Source organism: Gulbenkiania mobilis, assembly GCA_004346645.1.
Lineage (GTDB): Bacteria > Pseudomonadota > Gammaproteobacteria > Burkholderiales > Chromobacteriaceae > Gulbenkiania > Gulbenkiania mobilis.
Window position 1 is genome coordinate 1 of the sequence record SMDA01000005.1, and the last position, 13,631, is coordinate 13,631.

General features: G+C 61.3%; 12 protein-coding genes and 1 tRNA gene. 10 read left to right on the forward strand and 3 right to left on the reverse strand.

Annotation, left to right across the window (positions count from 1 at the left end):
• The first annotated feature begins 362 nt into the window (after positions 1-362).
• Entirely contained in the window at positions 363-554 is a 192-nt protein-coding gene (locus tag EV669_RS08515; RefSeq protein WP_055434161.1) for a hypothetical protein, read from the forward strand.
• Positions 555-836: 282 nt separating this feature from the next.
• Entirely contained in the window at positions 837-1,751 is a 915-nt protein-coding gene (locus tag EV669_RS08520) for a DUF808 domain-containing protein (RefSeq protein WP_132098416.1), read from the forward strand.
• 80 nt (positions 1,752-1,831) lie between these two features.
• Here the strand turns inward: EV669_RS08520 and EV669_RS08525 are convergent, their stop codons facing one another.
• On the reverse strand, positions 1,832-2,047 hold the full coding sequence (locus EV669_RS08525) for a hypothetical protein (RefSeq protein ID WP_054285847.1): 216 nt from the start codon (positions 2,045-2,047) through the stop codon (positions 1,832-1,834).
• Positions 2,048-2,255: 208 nt separating this feature from the next.
• Between EV669_RS08525 and EV669_RS08530 the strand changes: the two genes are divergently transcribed.
• The gene (locus EV669_RS08530; protein WP_132098417.1) at positions 2,256-4,172 is read left to right on the forward strand and encodes a B12-binding domain-containing radical SAM protein; all 1,917 of its coding nucleotides are present in this window, start codon (positions 2,256-2,258) and stop codon (positions 4,170-4,172) included.
• Positions 4,173-5,058: 886 nt separating this feature from the next.
• Here EV669_RS08530 and EV669_RS08540 read toward each other — a convergent pair.
• Both EV669_RS08540 and EV669_RS08545 read right to left on the reverse strand, forming a co-directional pair.
• Positions 5,059-5,134: transfer RNA gene (locus tag EV669_RS08540), tRNA-Thr, on the reverse strand.
• A gap of 21 nt (positions 5,135-5,155) precedes the next feature.
• The gene (locus EV669_RS08545) at positions 5,156-5,731 is read right to left on the reverse strand and encodes a hypothetical protein (RefSeq protein WP_054285846.1); all 576 of its coding nucleotides are present in this window, start codon (positions 5,729-5,731) and stop codon (positions 5,156-5,158) included.
• 97 nt (positions 5,732-5,828) lie between these two features.
• Between EV669_RS08545 and EV669_RS08550 the strand changes: the two genes are divergently transcribed.
• The 7 genes from EV669_RS08550 (at position 5,829) to EV669_RS08580 (ending at position 13,544) form a co-directional block, all read left to right on the forward strand.
• A complete protein-coding gene (locus tag EV669_RS08550; protein WP_054285845.1) occupies positions 5,829-6,650 on the forward strand; it encodes a basic amino acid ABC transporter substrate-binding protein in 822 nt (273 codons plus the stop codon).
• 71 nt (positions 6,651-6,721) lie between these two features.
• The gene (locus EV669_RS08555; RefSeq protein WP_054285844.1) at positions 6,722-7,465 is read left to right on the forward strand and encodes an amino acid ABC transporter permease; all 744 of its coding nucleotides are present in this window, start codon (positions 6,722-6,724) and stop codon (positions 7,463-7,465) included.
• Positions 7,466-7,596: 131 nt separating this feature from the next.
• Complete coding sequence (gene gyrA / locus EV669_RS08560) at positions 7,597-10,203, forward strand: DNA gyrase subunit A (RefSeq protein WP_132098419.1); 2,607 nt, start codon at positions 7,597-7,599, stop codon at positions 10,201-10,203.
• Positions 10,200-10,667 carry a PaaI family thioesterase gene (locus tag EV669_RS08565; protein ID WP_055434157.1) on the forward strand — a complete coding sequence of 156 codons (468 nt, stop codon included), beginning with the start codon at positions 10,200-10,202 and terminating at the stop codon, positions 10,665-10,667. Before gyrA ends, EV669_RS08565 begins: the two co-directional genes overlap by 4 nt.
• On the forward strand, positions 10,664-11,107 hold the full coding sequence (locus EV669_RS08570; protein ID WP_055434156.1) for a PaaI family thioesterase: 444 nt from the start codon (positions 10,664-10,666) through the stop codon (positions 11,105-11,107). Before EV669_RS08565 ends, EV669_RS08570 begins: the two co-directional genes overlap by 4 nt.
• A gap of 17 nt (positions 11,108-11,124) precedes the next feature.
• Positions 11,125-12,213, forward strand: a complete 1,089-nt coding sequence (gene serC / locus EV669_RS08575; protein ID WP_055434155.1) for a 3-phosphoserine/phosphohydroxythreonine transaminase — start codon at positions 11,125-11,127, stop codon at positions 12,211-12,213.
• 119 nt (positions 12,214-12,332) lie between these two features.
• Complete coding sequence (locus EV669_RS08580; protein ID WP_132098420.1) at positions 12,333-13,544, forward strand: MFS transporter; 1,212 nt, start codon at positions 12,333-12,335, stop codon at positions 13,542-13,544.
• Positions 13,545-13,631 lie beyond the last annotated feature (87 nt).

Below are 13,631 nucleotides of genomic sequence, written 5' to 3' on the forward strand. Positions count from 1 at the left end.
CTCCCTTGGGAGTGTGAAAGTAGGACACCGCCAGACCCCCATTACAGCGCCCTGACTTCCGTCAGGGCGCTTTGCTTTGTTCACACAAAATCCAACCCCCCACCCCCTTCGGACAACCTCATCCAATCAGATCGGATCCTCGCCAGCCTCTGCTTCCAGGCGGCGGCGTTCAGCACTGAAAAAGCGCTGGAACCCGCACCCCCCATTCTGCACGGGCATTTTAGTGTCTTGGCCTATCTCCTTTAGCCAACCCTCCCATCTAATTGTTTTCTTTTATTTTTAGTGGGATGTCAGAGTGGCTGGATGGTGACGGAAGTGGAGAGATGAGTGGTGTTGCGTGGGCGGAGGGGTTCGTGTAGGGCATGACGCTGCTGAATGAGGACTGGGCATTGCTGTTCGGGGCGGAGGTGGGGCAGGAACTGCTGTATCCGATCCTACTGCTGGGCCTGGAGAAGGAAGCGATGACAGAAGGTCTGCAAGGCGCCAAGGCCACACCGGTACCCCGCCAAGAACTGCTGGGGGCGCTGGAACCGTCGGTGGAGGGGGAGGGGTAGCGGCGACGAGCAGGTCACAGGAGGGACACTCGTGCTTGGCTAGAGGGCCTGCCAGGTAAGCTCATGAAAAGTATTTTCTGCGCAGCGCAGAACCTGGGCTTTCCGTGTGCAGCCGCCTTAAGACAGCTTTGCTTGCCCTTGAGGTAGTGTCTTTCCTTGCCTGCTTGGCCTACCCTGCCATTTCGCATAGCATGACGCCTCCGCGCGTCTGTCCCGATATGATTGGCTGAGCCCACTTCGGTGGCTGTTGACGGCTCATTCCATTGATAAGGAAGGTTTTCTATGGCAGGTAGCAGTCTGTTGGCGCTAATCGACGACATCGCCACGCTTCTTGACGACATAGCCGCTATGAGCAAGGTAGCCGCCAAGAAAACTGCAGGGGTGCTCGGCGATGACTTGGCGCTCAATGCGCAACAGGTGTCCGGGGTCAACGCGGACCGCGAGCTTCCGGTAGTGTGGGCGGTAGCGAAGGGTTCATTGCGCAACAAGCTGATTCTGGTGCCGGCGGCGCTGGCGATCAGTGCGCTACTGCCGCAGGCGGTGACGCCGCTGCTGATGGTGGGGGGCGTCTTTCTCTGTTTCGAAGGCTTCGAAAAGCTGGCGCACAAGTACCTGCATTCCCCCGCTGAGGACGCGGCGCGACATGCTGTAGAGCGGGAGGCTTTGGCGAACCCCGCTATTGATGTTGTCGCGCTGGAAAAAGAAAAGATCGAAGGGGCGATCCGGACGGACTTCATCCTCTCGGCAGAAATCATCGTTATTACGCTGGGGACGGTGAGCGATCAGCCTTTCCTGCAGCAGCTGACTGTGTTGGCGGTGATTGCACTGGTGATGACCATCGGGGTGTATGGTCTGGTGGCAGGGATCGTCAAGCTGGACGATGGCGGTCTGCTGCTGAGCCGCCAGCCGAGCCCTTTGGCCCAGAAGATGGGTCGCGCCATCCTCCGGGCCGCTCCGTGGCTGATGAAGACGCTATCGGTGGCGGGTACGGCTGCCATGTTCTTGGTGGGGGGCGGCATCCTCGTGCATGGGCTGCATCCTTTGGCTGAGACCTTGCATCATATTAGTGTAGCAAGCGGCCTGCAGGGGGTGGCTGAGGGGCTGCTCGATGCAGTGCTCAATGGGGTGACAGGTATCGTGGCAGGGGCCTTGGTGCTGGGGGTGGTAACGCTTTTCAACCGACTGCGCGGTAAGTAGATGCAGGGGCTTCGGCCAACCCTGCAAAAAGAGAAACGCCCGTCAGACGGGCGTTTCCTGCATGAGGAGCAGTCACCGGCTCAATGGCGGCTGATGCGTACCTTGGTAAAGGACAGCGCAGCCAGGCCTGCCTGTTTTAGGTGACGCATCACCTTTTCGGAAAGCTCATCCAGAGCCGGCATGTGATCGAAGCTGAGCGAGAGAAAGCCGGGGGTGCCATCCTTTTCCGAGAACACCTCGATCTGAGCAATGTAGCGGGCGGCGGAAGCGGTACGGAGTGTAGACTGGAGTTGCATGGCTTTATCCTTTTGGGATGACTGCGTGTTGGTAAAGGGTTGGGGCTGTTTTAACCAACCGTTTGCAGTAATTAGAGCAACCGGCGTGCCTGCATGAGCGATAGGCGTGAGAAAAAGCGCAGTCATGGCTTTCTTGAGCGGCTTGGTACTTCGGCGCCGGCGTGGGACAATGCCCGCCTTTGCCCCGGCCCTGCCTGACCAAGACGCCATGTCCGCTCTTACCGCACTGCGTGTGCTGTCGATCATCCCTCCGATGACGCAGTTGAACACACCTTATCCTTCCACCGCTTACCTTACCGGCTTCCTGCGTGCGCAGGGCGTGGCAGCCATGCAGGAAGACCTGGCGCTCGCTCTGGTGCTGGAACTCTTCTCCACCCAGGGCCTGCCTGCCATCCATGTGCGGGCCGAGGCGATGCCGGCCCCCATGCGCAGTCCACAGCTGCAGCATTTCCTCGCATGCTATCCCCAATATCTGGCCACGGTGGACCGGGTGATCGCCTTCTTGCAGGGAAGGGACACCACCTTGGCACATCGCATCGCCAGCCGCGGCTTTCTGCCAGAGGGAGCGCGGTTTGCCGCGCTGGACAATTATGTCGATCCGGACGATCCCTATGGCGGCGACCCTCTAGCGTGGGCCTTCGGCGCGCTGGGAACCTACGACCGGGCCCGCCATCTGGCCACGCTGTATCTCAATGATCTGGCTGATGTGCTGCGCGAGGCTGTGGACCCTCGCTTCGAATTTGTGCGCTATGCCGAGTCGCTGGCCATGGCCCAACCCACATTCGAGCCCTTGGCACAGGCCTTGACTGCCGTGCCCAGCCTGGTTGACGAAACGCTGGCCCGGTTGGTGGAGGCCAGTGTGACTCGCCATCGGCCGGACGTGTTGCTGCTCTCGGTGCCGTTTCCGGGTTCGGTCTATGCCGCCTTCCGGATCGCTCAGACCGTACGCCAGCGTTGGCCGAAGATACGCATCGTGCTCGGAGGCGGTTTCGTCAACACAGAGCTGCGCGAACTCAGGGAACCCAGGGTATTCGACTATTTCGACTTCATCACCCTGGACGACGGCGAGCGGCCGCTGCTCGCCCTGCTGGATCATCTGGACGGCCGGCGAGCCGCCGGCTGCCTGGTCCGTACTTATGTGCGCGAGGAAGGGCAGGTACGCTATTACAACTGGCCCGAACCGGATGTGCCGTTTGCCGAGGTGGGTACTCCCACTTGGGACGGTCTGCCGATTGACCGTTACTTGTCATTACTGGACATGCTCAACCCAATGCACCGGCTATGGAGCGATGGCCGCTGGAACAAGCTTACGGTGGCCCACGGCTGTTACTGGAAGAAGTGCAGCTTCTGTGATGTTTCGCTTGATTACATCTCGCGTTACGAAACGGCATCTGCCGAACTCTTGGTCGACCGTATCGAGGCGGTCATCGCTGAGACTGGCCAGACAGGGTTCCATTTCGTGGACGAGGCCGCGCCGCCCAAGATGCTGAAGGCGTTGGCCGAAGAACTGCTGCGCCGCCGTGTCACCATTTCTTGGTGGGGTAACGTACGTTTCGAGAAATCCTTTACCCCCGAGCTGTGCCGATTGCTGGCTGAATCCGGTTGCATTGCCATCTCCGGCGGGCTGGAGGTGGCTTCAGACCGGCTGCTCAAGCTGATGAAAAAAGGGGTCTCCGTCGATCAGGTGGCCCGCGTCACACACGCCTTCACCGAGGCCGGCATCCTGGTGCATGCCTACCTCATGTACGGTTTTCCGACACAGACGGTGCAGGACACGGTCGATGCCTTGGAGTATGTGCGACAGTTGTTCGAAAACGGCTGTATCCAAAGCGGTTTCTTTCACCGTTTCGTCTGCACCGTACACTCGCCCGTAGGACAGGACCCGGCCGCTTACGGCGTGCAGCTTCGCCCCCTGCCGGACATTACTTTTGCCAAGAATGACGTGGGCTTCATCGACCCCACTGGCACCGACCACGAAGCCATGGGCCGAGCCCTCAACAAAGCGCTCTACAACTACATGCATGGCATCGGTCTGGATCTGGATGTGCGACAGTGGTTCGACGTACGCGTCCCCAAACCACGGGTGGCACGTCAGTTCATTGTTCGTGCTTTACAGGCGCAGTAAGCAGGGGGCAATGGGCGTTGCAGACGCCGCATGGTAAAGCCCCGCCCTCAAGCAAATCAGCTTTCGGAGCGTTACCCGTCACTCTTGCCTCAGGTGGGCCTGTGGGAGTTGTTCCAGCAGATTTTCATCTTCTTTAAGTGTTTAAGCGACGGCTCAGGTAGGCAGGGGCGCCTTTTATCGCCACAGCGCATGGGCCTTGGGCGGCGAGAGTCGGATGTGCATCCACCACGAGCCCTTTCCGTGTTCCGGTAGCATCATTGGTGCGGCCCCCCCCTTGAGTCGACAGCGCTCATCAGCGAGCTACGGTGTTGATGGCCTTCAGCAGTTTCTGCAAGAGCCCGCTGGGAGGCCGATACAGTCTTGTGTACCTAGCCGAAAGAGCGTTTCCGTCGAACACGGTTGGTCTATTGGCAATTAGCCGTCAACGAACTGCGTCCCCATCTTGCCGTGATGCTCTTGGAAACACGGTTATTGTCCAACGTGCTGTCCGAAAAGCAGGTCAGGGCCCATGCGTCTGCGAGCTTCCCGGATTCGATCGCTGCTTGGTTTCATGAAGCGACTGCAGCTTCACGCCGGGTTGGAGAAGCTGGATGGGTAAGTAAGGCGCGGAGCTTTCAGATGGGCAGCGTCAGCGTGTGGCAATTGCCCGTGTTCCCTTCAAGCGGTAAGCGGCCGAAAACGCCAATCTTAGAAGAAGCGCTCCACAATCGGGATCAGCAATCCGCCAAATGTTTGGCCCTGTATACCACCCGGCTTGAGGTGAAGAGGAAAAGAGTCGTGATGCACGCTGACGTGGATGGCATGCTTTTTTTCCGCTTTTCCGCGTAAAGCGGCGGAGGGTGGGATAACAAAACGGGCCTTGCATCACTGCAAGGCCCGTGGATATTGGTGCCGGCGAAAGGAGTTGAACCCTCGACCTTCTGATTACAAGTCAGCTGCTCTACCAACTGAGCTACGCCGGCGAAGAGAAGGCGATTATGCCCTCACTTGGCGGGCCGTGCAAGTTTGCGGGGCGTGGTGCCTTTCCCGGTCGGACGGGATTTCTTCGACATTCTGGGCGCTACGGCAGTCTTGCGGGCGGTAGCGGTACGCGCCTTGCTGTGCACGCTGGCAGGCTTCTTGCGAGCCAGCGGGGTGCGGGCCTTTGCACGGGTGGCCACGAGGCGTGCTCTCTGCTTGGCCGAAGGCTTGCGGGAGAGCGCTTTGCGCGACTTGAGCGAGCCCTGCTGACGTTTGTTGACCGACTGCGCTACCACGCTGCGCTTGCTGCTGCGCTGTTTGACTAGGGTGCGCCGCTTCTGGTGGCGACTGGCCGTGCTCTTGCGTGAAGACTTGTGCACCCGGGCGTGGCGCGGTGCGGCAGTAGCAGGGGTCACCATGGCAGGCCGTGCGGCAGGTCGGGCAGAAGGCCGCGCCTTGGGCGCCGGGGCAGCCTGGAAATCGCCCGGTAGGGGGGCATCTTCGGTTTCGGCACGGCTGGGCAGGGCGGTGAAGGCCATGCTGAGGGAAACAAGCATGGCAGTGAAGTATTTCGGCATCATCGTGAGTGAATTCAGCATGGGGGAACGCTGAATTGTTGCTTGATAAAGGGGTTGGTATATTAGCACGCAGGTGGTCCTGCCACCTTACATCTAACAATTGCTCAAGGAGTAGGGGATGAAAGCTTCCAGAAGAACGCTGCTGGCCGGCATGCTGGTCTCGGTATTTGCCCTGTACGGCTGCGGCAAGCAGCAGTCCGAAACCCCGGCCGCTTCGGCTGAAGCCAGCGGTGCCGCACCGGCCGCGGCAGAAGCCCGCACCTATGTGGTGGGGACCGATGCAAGCTACGCCCCGTTCGAGTTCCAGAACGATAAGCAGGAAATCGTCGGCTTCGACGTGGAGGTGCTGACCGCTGCCGCGGCCAAGGGAGGCTTCAAGGTCCGCTTTGAGAACACCCCTTGGGAAGGGATTTTTGCCACCCTGGCCCAAGGCGACCGCGACCTGCTGGCGTCCGCGATCACGATCACCGACGAGCGCAAGCAGAGCATGGACTTCTCCGAGCCCTACTTTGAAGCCCGTCAGCTGATCGCCGTGGGCAAAGGCGTCACCGATGTGAAGACTTTCCAGGACCTCAAGAACAAGAAGGTAGCCGTTCAGACCGGTACCACTGGTGACGAGGTGGTGCAGAAGCTGCTGGGCAAGACCAACCCCAACATCAAGCGCTTCGAGAGCATGCCGCTGGCGCTCAAGGAACTGGAGAGCGGCGGCGTGGAAGCGGCCGTGGGTGATAACGGCGTGGTGAGCAACTATGTCCGCAACAACCCGCAGAACGGCATTGCCACGGTGGAGGACACCCAGAGCTTTGCGCCCGAGTACTACGGTTTCGCGGTGAAAAAGGGCAACAAGGAGATGCTGGACAAGATCAACGCTGGGCTGAAAGCTATCAAGGAAGACGGCACGTACGACGCCATCTACGGCAAGTACTTCGGCGCCAAGTAACACCGAAAAAACAATAACATAGCCCGTACCCGGCCGCTTGGCGGCCGGGTGGGAGACCGGGGAGCTGGTTCATGGATTTTCGCTGGGGAATGATTGCCGAGTATGCGCCGCTGTTCATCGACGGCGTGCAGATGACCCTGCTCATCACCGTGTTCGCGGTGGTGATGGGGACGCTGATCGGCCTGTTCATGGGCATGGCCCGTCTGGCGCAGGGGCGGTACGGCCTGTCGCGCTTCTTCCTGAGGTACTTCGTACGCCTGCCGGCGACGGCCTATGTCACCTTCTTTCGCGGTACGCCGCTATTCGTGCAGATACTTCTGGTGCATTTCGCGCTGATGCCCACACTGATCCATCCGACGGACGGGCTGGTCATCAGCGGGGACATGGCGCGCGAAATCCGGCAGAACTATGGTGCCTTCATTTCGGGTCTGCTGGCCCTGACACTCAACGCCGGGGCTTACATTACCGAGATTTTCCGCGCTGGTATCCAGTCCATCGACAAAGGGCAGATGGAGGCCGCTCGCTCGCTGGGTCTGACTTATGGCCAAGCCATGAAGCATGTAGTGGTGCCGCAGGCCTTTCGGCGCATGTTGCCCCCTCTGGGCAACGAGGCCATCATGCTCCTGAAGGACAGTTCGCTGGTGTCGGCCATCGGCTTGGCCGAACTGGCCTTTGCCGCACGGACGGTAGCGGGGGTGTACTCGCGTTACTGGGAGCCGTATCTCACCATTTCCTTCCTGTACCTGGCCTTGACCATGCTGATGGCCTGGGGGGTGGCGTGGCTGGAAAAGCGCTACCAGATTGCCACGCGCTGAAGCGGGTTCAACACGCAGAAGCCGGTCCTTCGGGGCCGGCTTTTTTCATGCCAGCTGCCCGCCGGGAAGGGGTGCCAAGGGGTGAAATATGATAAAATCTCGCGATTCATCCGGAGAAAAATACGTTACCCATGACTGATCAGCTTTTTGCCAAGGAAACGATCCCGGTCAGCCTCGAAGAGGAAATGCGCCGTTCCTACCTTGACTATGCCATGAGCGTGATCGTCGGGCGTGCGCTGCCCGACGTGCGCGACGGTCTGAAACCGGTGCACCGGCGCGTGCTGTATGCGATGCACGAATTGTCGAACGACTGGAACCGTCCGTACAAGAAGTCGGCGCGTATCGTGGGTGACGTGATCGGTAAATACCATCCCCACGGCGACACAGCGGTCTACGACACCATCGTGCGACTGGCACAGGATTTCTCGCTGCGCTATCCGTTGGTGGATGGGCAGGGCAACTTCGGCTCGGTGGACGGCGACAACGCTGCCGCGATGCGTTACACCGAAATCCGCATGTCGCGCATTGCGCACGAGCTGCTGGCGGACATCGAGAAGGAAACTGTCGATTTCGGCCCCAACTACGACGGTTCCGAGCAGGAACCGCTGATCATGCCGGCCAAGATTCCCAATCTGCTGATCAATGGCAGCTCGGGCATTGCCGTGGGCATGGCCACCAACATCCCTCCGCATAACCTCAATGAAGTGGTGGAAGGCTGCCTGGCGCTGCTGGAGAACAGCGAGATCACCATTGACGAGCTGATCGACTTGATCCCGGCGCCGGACTTCCCGACTGCAGGCATTATCTACGGCACGGCGGGCGTCAAGGAAGGCTACCGTACCGGACGCGGCCGCGTGATCATTCGGGCGCGTACTCATTTCGAAGATATCGGCAAGGGTGATCGCCAGGCGATCATTGTGGACGAGCTGCCCTATCAGGTGAACAAGGCCCGTCTTCTGGAGCGCATCGGCGAGTTGGTGCGCGACAAGCAGATCGAGGGTATTTCCGACCTGCGCGACGAGTCGGACAAGTCCGGCATGCGGGTGGTGATCGAGCTCAAGCGGGGCGAGATGCCTGAGGTAGTGCTCAACCATCTCTACAAGCTGACCCAGCTTCAGGACAGCTTCGGCATCAACATGGTGGCCCTGGTAGACGGACAGCCGCGCCTTCTGAACCTCAAGCAGGTGCTGGACGAATTCCTGCGCCACCGGCGCGAGGTGATCACCCGCCGCACCATCTTCGAGCTGCGCAAAGCTCGCGAGCGCGGGCACATCCTCGAAGGCCTGGCCGTAGCCCTGTCCAACGTGGACGAGATCATTGCCCTCATCAAGGCCTCCGAAACCCCGGCCGTGGCCAAGGCAGCCTTGTTGGCGCGCCCTTGGCGGTCGGAGCTGGTTGAGGGCATGCTCGAGCGTGTGGATGCCAGCCAGGCACGCCCGGAAGGGTTGGCCGAAGGCTATGGCCGGCAGCCCGATGGTTATCACCTGTCCGAAGCCCAAGCCCAGGCCATCCTGGACCTGCGCCTGCAGCGCCTCACCGGCCTGGAGCAGGACAAGATCGTGGCTGAATACCGCGAGATCATGGACCTCATCATCGATCTGCTGGACATCCTGGCACGGCCGGAGCGCATCAACCAGATCATCCGTGACGAACTCGTCGCCGTACGAGACCAGTTCGGCGACAAGCGCCGCTCCGAAATCGAACCCTTCGGCGGCGACATCAACATCGAGGATCTGATCACTCCGCAGGACATGGTGGTCACGATTTCCCACACCGGCTACATCAAGGCCCAACCGATGGACGACTACCGCGCGCAGCGCCGTGGCGGCCGCGGCAAGCAGGCCACCGCCACCAAGGACGATGATTTCATCGACACGCTGTTCGTGGCGAACACCCACGACTACGTGCTGTGCTTCTCCTCGTTCGGCCGCTGCTACTGGATCAAGGTGTACGACCTGCCGCAGGGCGGGCGTGCCAGCCGTGGCAAGCCGATGGTCAACGTGCTGGCGCTGGCCGAGGGCGAGCGAATCAATGCCCTCCTGCCGGTGAAGGAGTTCAGAGAAGATCAGTACATCTTCATGGCCACCGCAAACGGCACCGTGAAGAAGACCCCGCTGGTGGATTTCTCGCGCCCGCGTACTGCCGGCATCATCGCCGTCAACCTGGATGAAGGCGATAACCTGATCGGCGTAGCCCTGACGCACGGCAACGACCAGATCATGCTCTTCTCCGATACCGGCAAGGCGGTGCGTTTCAACGAGACCGACGTACGTGCCATGGGGCGCAATGCCACTGGCGTGCGCGGCATGGCATTGGCCGAAGGGCAGAAAGTGATCTCGCTGCTCGTCACCAATTCCGAAGAGCAGATGGTGCTGACCGCCAGTGATGGCGGCTACGGCAAGCGCACCCGCATCGGCGAGTTCCGCCACACCAGCCGCGGCACGCAGGGTGTGATCGCGATGGACCTGACCGAACGCACCGGCCTGAAGCTGGTGGCCGCCAGTCTGGTGGAGGAAACCGACGACGTAATGCTGATTACCACGGGGGGTGTGCTGATCCGCACCAAGGTGGCCGAAGTACGCGAAACCGGACGGGCCGCACAGGGCGTGCGCCTGATCAATCTCGACGAAGGTGAGAAATTGATCGGCCTGGAGAAGGTGGCCGAGACCGAGGAGGATGCCGAGCTGGATGGCGAGGAGATCGAGGGCGGGCAGCCAGAGGATGGGGAGGGCGCATGACGCCGGCCCCGGTCAATCCGGCGGTGCTGGAGGCGATGAGCGCGCTGTTTGTCTCACTGCCGCACTGCGAGACACTCGGTTTCCAGTATCTGGGCACCGACGGGCGCAAGCCCGTGCTGAAGGTGGAGTGGCGCGAGGCCCTGGTGGGCAATCCCGGAAATGGTGTGGTGCACGGAGGCATCATCACCTCGCTGGTGGACACTACCAGTGCAATCGCCGTCACCGCCCAGTTGCCCGATTTCGAGACGATCGCCACGCTCGACCTGCGCATCGACTATCTCAAGGCCGCCACGCCAGGGCGAGCCATCTTCTGCCGTGCCGAATGCTACCGCCTGGCCACCCAGATCGCTTTCACCCGCGCCGTCTGCTATCACGACCGGCCGGAAGAGCCGATCGCCCATGGGGTGGCCACCTTTATGCGCGAGTCCAGCCCGATCCCGATGCTGGAAGGGGGTGCGGCATGAGCGACTTCATCGGACGCTTTGCCCGCCTGCGCGAGGCGGGCGACTGTGCGGCCATCATCGAGGCGATTCCCTATGCGCGGCTGATGGGTGTGGAGTTCTGCGAGGACGAGGACGGTCATCTCCTGTTTCGCCTGCCCTTCAACCCGCGCAATGTGGGTAACACCCGTCTGCCCGCCCTGCATGGCGGACTGATCGGTGGCTTTCTGGAAAATGCCGCACTGATCCATCTAATGTGGAACCGCGAGTCGCAGGAAGCGCCCAAGATCGTGGACTTTTCACTCGACTACCTGCGCCCCGGCAAGCCGCAGACCCTGTTTGCCCGTTGCGAAATCACCAAGCAGGGCAAGCGCGTGGCCCATGTGCTGATCGAAGCCTGGCAGGACGACCCCGCCCGACCGGTGGCCGTGGCCCGTGCGCATTTCCTGCTCTCCACCGACTGAAACGCGAAGGACGATCCATGAGCAAGGTGTACAACTTTTCCGCAGGTCCCGCCGTTCTCCCTCACGAAGTGCTGCTGGAAGCCCAGGGCGAGATGCTCGACTGGCATGGCTCCGGTATGTCTGTGATGGAAATGAGCCACCGCGGCAAGGAGTTCATGGAAATCATCCATCAGGCTGAGCAGGATCTGCGCAGCCTGATGAACATTCCGTCCAACTACCGCGTGCTCTTCCTGCAGGGCGGTGCCTCGATGCAGTTCTCGATGGTGCCGCTCAACCTGCTGGGCGACCGCGCTTCGGTCGACGTGGTTAACACTGGTCACTGGTCCAAGCTGGCTATCAAGGAAGCTCGCCGCTATGCCGGCGTGAATGTGGTGGCCTCCAGCGAGGACCGCAACTTTACCTATGTGCCGGCCTCCGAAACCTGGCAGCGTGACCCACAGGCGGCCTACCTGCATTTCACCTCCAACGAGACCATCGGCGGGGTGCAGTTCTCCACCTTCCCAGAGCCGGAAGGCGAGATCCCGCTGGTGTGCGACATGTCGTCTGACTTTCTTTCTCGAGAGATCGACGTTTCGCGCTTCGGGCTGATCTATGCCGGCGCGCAGAAGAACATCGGACCGTCCGGCCTGACGTTGGTCATCGTGCGCGAGGACCTCTTGGATCGCGCGCAGCCGCAAATCCCCACAATGATGAGTTACCGCGTGCATGCGGATGCCGACTCGATGTACAACACGCCGGCCACCTATCCGATCTATATCGCCGGGCTGGTATTCAAGTGGCTGAAGGCGCAGGGTGGCGTGCGGGCGATGGAGGCGCGTAACGAGGAAAAGGCAGGCCTGCTGTATCACGCCATCGAGCAGAGCGGCGGGTTCTACCACTGTCCGGTGGAGGTCGCCTTCCGTTCGCGGATGAACGTGGTCTTCCGTCTGCGCGACGAGTCGCTGGAGGAAGCCTTCGTGGCCGGCGCGCGCGCTGCGGGCCTCGTGCAGCTCAAGGGACATCGTGCGGTCGGAGGCATGCGGGCGTCGATCTACAATGCGATGCCGCTGGAAGGGGTAAAGGCGCTGGTGTCCTACATGCTGGAGTTTGCCCGCCAGCACGGTTGATGCCGCGCGATTGTTCTGTCTAGCGTACACTCTGTCCACCAACCCGTGCCTTCGCGCGGGTTTTTTCATGGCCGCTTTCCCTTATGATGGAGGGCCCCACCCCCTCGGACCTCCACGACATGGACATTTCTCTGCGCCGGCTGCTGCTCGCGTGCGGCCTGATTGTTTCGCTGAGCATGGGTATCCGCCACGGCTTCGGCTTCTTCCTGCCACCGCTGACGCAGGCCTTTGGCTGGAGCCGGGAGGCCTTTGCCTTTGCTCTGGGCATGCAGAATCTGGTCTGGGGGGCTTCCCAGCCCTTTGCCGGGGCCCTGGCCGACCGGTACGGGCCGGGCAGGGTGCTGGCTGCCGGTGCAGGACTGTACGCCCTAGGGCTGGCATTGATGACGGTTTCGGCCAACCCGGCTGCCTTCACCCTATCAGCCGGCGTACTGCTGGGGCTGGCGCTGTCCGGCACCACCTACAGCGTGGTCTTCGGTGTGATCGGCCGGGCAGTTCCGACGGCGTACCGTTCCCGTGCGATGGGGCTGACGGCGGCGGCCGGCTCCTTCGGGCAGTTCGCCATGGTGCCCTTGGAACGGAGCCTGATCGACGGGCTGGGCTGGCTGCCTGCACTTCTGATTCTGGCAGCCTGTGCACTGGCCATGCTGCCGCTGGCGCGCGAGCCGGCTCGGGTGGATGTCCGGCCTGCACGTCCCGCTACGGAGCGCAGCCTGCTGGGTGCGATGACTCATACCTTCGCGGCGGCCTGGCAGGAAAAGGGCTTTCGGCTGCTGATGGCCGGCTATTTCGTCTGTGGTTTTCAGGTGGTCTTCATCGGCGTGCACCTGCCGGCCTACCTGCGCGATCACGGCCTGGGCGGGGAGACCGCCAGTTTGGCACTGGCCCTGATCGGCCTGTTCAACATCGCCGGCACCTTTTTGGCTGGCGAACTGGGCGCCCGTCTGCCCAAAAACTACCTGCTCTCGGGGATCTATCTTGCGCGCAGTATCGTGATCGTCCTGTTCCTGCTAGCACCGCTCACGCCCCTGAGCGTGGCCCTGTTTGCCGCAGCCATCGGCTTTCTGTGGCTGTCCACCGTGCCCCTCACCAACGGCATCATCGCCACCCAGTTCGGCGTGCAGCATCTGGGGCTGCTCTCGGGAGCGGTGTTTTTTTCGCACCAGGTTGGCAGCTTTCTGGGGGTGTGGCTTGGCGGACTACTGTATGACCTGACCGGCAAGTATGACATCGTGTGGGGGCTCGTCATCGCTCTGGGCCTGATGGCGTTCGTGGCCAACCTGCCGGTGCGCGAAGTGCCGTCACGTGCCTTTGCCAGCGAGCCGGCCTGATGAAACGCCTCGTGCTGGGGGTGGCGGTGACAGCCCTGTTGGGCTTTCTGCTGCTGCAGTATCTGCGGCCTGGTTTCGTGGTGTCGT

Bases quoted from the DNA above. Each gene is read 5' to 3' on its own strand.
- EV669_RS08515 (WP_055434161.1), top strand. From the start codon at position 363: ATGACGCTGCTGAATGAGGACTGGGCATTGCTGTTCGGGGCGGAGGTG.
- EV669_RS08520 (WP_132098416.1), top strand. From the start codon at position 837: ATGGCAGGTAGCAGTCTGTTGGCGCTAATCGACGACATCGCCACGCTT.
- EV669_RS08525 (WP_054285847.1), bottom strand. From the start codon at position 2,047: ATGCAACTCCAGTCTACACTCCGTACCGCTTCCGCCGCCCGCTACATT.
- EV669_RS08530 (WP_132098417.1), top strand. From the start codon at position 2,256: ATGTCCGCTCTTACCGCACTGCGTGTGCTGTCGATCATCCCTCCGATG.
- EV669_RS08545 (WP_054285846.1), bottom strand. From the start codon at position 5,731: ATGCTGAATTCACTCACGATGATGCCGAAATACTTCACTGCCATGCTT.
- EV669_RS08550 (WP_054285845.1), top strand. From the start codon at position 5,829: ATGAAAGCTTCCAGAAGAACGCTGCTGGCCGGCATGCTGGTCTCGGTA.
- EV669_RS08555 (WP_054285844.1), top strand. From the start codon at position 6,722: ATGGATTTTCGCTGGGGAATGATTGCCGAGTATGCGCCGCTGTTCATC.
- gyrA (WP_132098419.1), top strand. From the start codon at position 7,597: ATGACTGATCAGCTTTTTGCCAAGGAAACGATCCCGGTCAGCCTCGAA.
- EV669_RS08565 (WP_055434157.1), top strand. From the start codon at position 10,200: ATGACGCCGGCCCCGGTCAATCCGGCGGTGCTGGAGGCGATGAGCGCG.
- EV669_RS08570 (WP_055434156.1), top strand. From the start codon at position 10,664: ATGAGCGACTTCATCGGACGCTTTGCCCGCCTGCGCGAGGCGGGCGAC.
- serC (WP_055434155.1), top strand. From the start codon at position 11,125: ATGAGCAAGGTGTACAACTTTTCCGCAGGTCCCGCCGTTCTCCCTCAC.
- EV669_RS08580 (WP_132098420.1), top strand. From the start codon at position 12,333: ATGGACATTTCTCTGCGCCGGCTGCTGCTCGCGTGCGGCCTGATTGTT.